The organism is Cupriavidus campinensis (assembly GCF_905397395.1).
Taxonomy (GTDB): domain Bacteria; phylum Pseudomonadota; class Gammaproteobacteria; order Burkholderiales; family Burkholderiaceae; genus Cupriavidus; species Cupriavidus campinensis.
This window is the reverse complement of sequence record NZ_CAJPVH010000123.1, coordinates 1-3,211: the sequence shown is the minus strand read 5'-3', so window position 1 is coordinate 3,211 and position 3,211 is coordinate 1. Positions and strand designations below refer to the sequence as shown.

Sequence of the window (3,211 nt, the reverse complement as noted above, 5' to 3'; positions counted from 1 at the left end):
CACGGACGACCACGCGCTGCAGCGCGCGTTGCGCACGCCGGCCGCCGCGCGCGATGCGGCGTGGCTGTCCGAGGTCTACCGGCGCTACGCCGCGCATGAACAGCAACATTTCCCCGGCCGGCCGCGCGCCACGCCTGCGCCGGCCGTTGCCGACCCCGAAGTGCTCGCGCGCGACGCATGGGCGCGCGCTTCGTCGTTCGACGGTGACGTGCAACTCAGCTTCCTGCTGGCGCTGTGCCTGGCCTGCACCACGCCCGACCGCTTTGCCGAGCGGCTGGGGCGCCTGTTCGCAGCCTGGCTGGTGGCGGCCGATGAGGATCTGCGTGCCGAGGATCTCGCCGCACTGCGCGCCCATGCCGCCCGGCTCGATCCTGCCCGTGCCGCGCGCCGCGTGGAGATCGACGATCCGCTGATCCTGATCCATCCCCCCCGCGACGCCAGCACGGCGGCGGCCCGCCCGGACCGCACGCTGATCTTCGACCGCGTGTTCCATGGCGTTTTCCAGGCGCAACTCAGCGCGGCCACGGGCTGGCTCGCGGTCGAGAACGTGTACGCCTGCCGCCGCCCCGGGTCCGATGGCGTGGCCGACGGGGCCGTAGAGCTGGTGCTGCGCCTCGGCGCCGATGCCCCGGCCATCGTGCCATGCCAGCCGGCCGCGCACGGTGCGGGCTGGCCGGCGCAGGCCGTGCTGCAGTGCACACTGCGCACGCAGAGCCGGCTCTATGCGTATGGTCTGCTGGTGCAATACGCGGTGCGGGCCGTGCGGCTCAGCGTGAGCGCACACGATGTCCGCAACGTGGTGTTGTACAACCAACTCGGGCGGCTCGATCCGTCGAAGCCGTTCCTGCCATGGGGCCCGACGCCGGTACCCGGCAGCTACCTCGTCTTTGGCAGTGCCGAACTGGCCGGCAAGCCGCTGCAGAGCCTGCATCTCGACCTCCGCTGGTCCGGGCTGCCCGGCGGCGCGGGCGGGTTTCCCGCCCACTACGACGGCTATCCCGGCGACTGGCCCGCAGCGGGCTTCGCCAGCGGGGCGGAAGTCCTCGCCGATGGCCAGTGGCGCAGCGACGATGGCCCCGCGCTGCCGTTGTTCAGCACCGCCGGCGGCGAGCGGCTGGCATCCCGGCACCGGCTCACGCTGCCCTCGACGGCGTTGCGCAGCTTTCATCGCGCCGCCCCGCCGCGCGCTGGCGCGCCATTCGTCTATGGGCTCGAAGCGCGTAGCGGCTTCTTCCGCCTGCCGCTGGCCGCGCCGCCGGCGGCGTTCGGCCATGCTTTGTATCCTTCGCTGCTGGCCAATGCGCTCACGCGCAACGCGCGCCTGAAGCGCCCCGGCCCGCTGCCGAACGAACCCTACACGCCGGTGCTGGAAGGGCTGTCGATCGGCTATACCGCCAGCGACGAGATCGCGCTCCATGGCGCTGGCACCGAGGACAACCCCCACGCCACGCTGCAGATGCTGCACGTGCATCCGTTCGGCACGGCGCCGCTCACGCGCGCCGGCGCACCGTCGCCTCGCTTGCTGCCCTCCATCGCTGGGGACGGCAATCTCTACATCGGCCTCGATGGCGACGAGCGTGCCGATCTGGCCGGCGACGGTGGCGACCCACAGGGCGCGCTGAGCCTGTTCTTCCATCTGCGCCGGGACGTGGCCGCCGGCCGCTGGGCCGACGACGCGCCGCAACTGTCTTGGTCTACCTGGCACGCCGATGGCTGGCGGCCGCTGCCCGCGCACGCGGTCATCGCCGATGGCACGCAGGGCATGCTGCGCTCCGGCATCGTGCAACTGAATCTGCCGGCCGGCATGGTGCGCGAGCGCGCGGCGCAGCCGAGCGAAGCATACTGGCTGCGCCTCAGCGCCGACTGGGGTTTCGTGCGGCTGGCCGGGCTCTACGGCGTGCATTGCCACGCGGTGCGCGCTACGCGCGTGTTGGCGGCTGAGATGCCCGGGCAGGGGCAGGGCGGCGATGGCGCGCCGGGCACCGCGTTGCCACCGGGATCGGTGAACCGGGCCGCGCGCGCGTTGCCGGGGCTCGGCATGGTTTGCCAGGTCGGCCCGTCCGAGGGCTGGCGCCCCGCCGACCCGCCCGAGGCGGTGCGCCTGCGCGGTGCCGAACGGCTGCGGCACAAGGGCCGCGCCGTGACCCGCTGGGACTACGAGCGGCTGCTGCTGGACGCCTTCCCGCAGGTCTGGAAGGTACGCTGCTTCCCCCACCACGAAGTCACGCTCGACGACGCGCTTACCGCGGGCGGCGCGCGCCGCCACCACCTGGCCAACCGGCCCGGCCAGGTATTGGTCGTGGTGGTGCCGTATCCGCAGCCGGGCGATCTGTTCAGCAGCACCGAGGCGCCTCGGCTGGACGCCGCCATGCTCGACGCGATGCAGCGCTACCTGCAATCCTGTGCCGCGCCCGGTGCCAGCGTGCGCGTGCGCAACGCGGCCTACGAGCGCGCGCAGGTGCGCTGCATCGTGCAGCTCGCGCGCGGCCACCATCCCGGCACGGCGCTGCGGGCGCTGAACCAGGCCATCGTCGAGCATCTGTCACCGTGGCACCCGGACGGGCTAGGCGCCGAGTTCGGCTGGAGCGTGCGCGCCGATGCGCTCGAGGCGTTCCTGCGCGCGCAGGACGGTGTGGCGGCCGTGGGACGGGTGTCGATGCTCCATATCGTGCGCAATGACCGGCAGTTCAACGCGCTGCGCGATACCGCGGCGCAAGTGCTGAACGGCGAGGCCCGCACGCTGCGTCCGGCCCAGCCGTGGAGCCTGCTGCTGCCCACGCGCCGCCACCTGATCGAGCTGCGCGACGAGGTGGGGCCGCTGGTGCCGCGGCGCACCGGCATCCGGCGCCTCGAGGTGGGCAGTACCTTTATCGTGGGCCGGCCCGCACCGACGTCTTCCGGGCAGGAGCGACATGACCAGTAGGAACCGGGAATCCCTGAAACGCTATTTCCGCGAGGGCGCACTGCCCGACGAGGACCATTTCGCCGACCTGATCGACTCGATGCTCAATATGAGCGACGAGGGGTTCCGCAAGACCGTGGAGCGCGGCTTCGAAGTCTACTCGGCGGCCGGCCACGATGCGCTGATCAGCTTCTTCCGCGACCACGACCCCGAGCGCGCCGCGTGGCGCTTCGAGCTTGGCGGCGCACGCGACGCGCTGCTGGTACGTGGACGCGCCGCGCCGGCGGACGGCGACATGGCCGCGCAGGC

General features: G+C 72.6%; 2 protein-coding genes. Both read left to right on the top strand.

Translation table 11 applies throughout. The features are described from left to right. Positions 1 to 2,923: baseplate J/gp47 family protein (locus KHO18_RS28020; RefSeq protein ID WP_211944300.1), on the top strand; the 2,923-nt coding region annotated here is incomplete at its 5' end. After that, positions 2,913 to 3,211: hypothetical protein (locus KHO18_RS28015; protein WP_211944299.1), on the top strand; the 299-nt coding region annotated here is incomplete at its 3' end. The genes KHO18_RS28020 and KHO18_RS28015, both read left to right, overlap by 11 nt.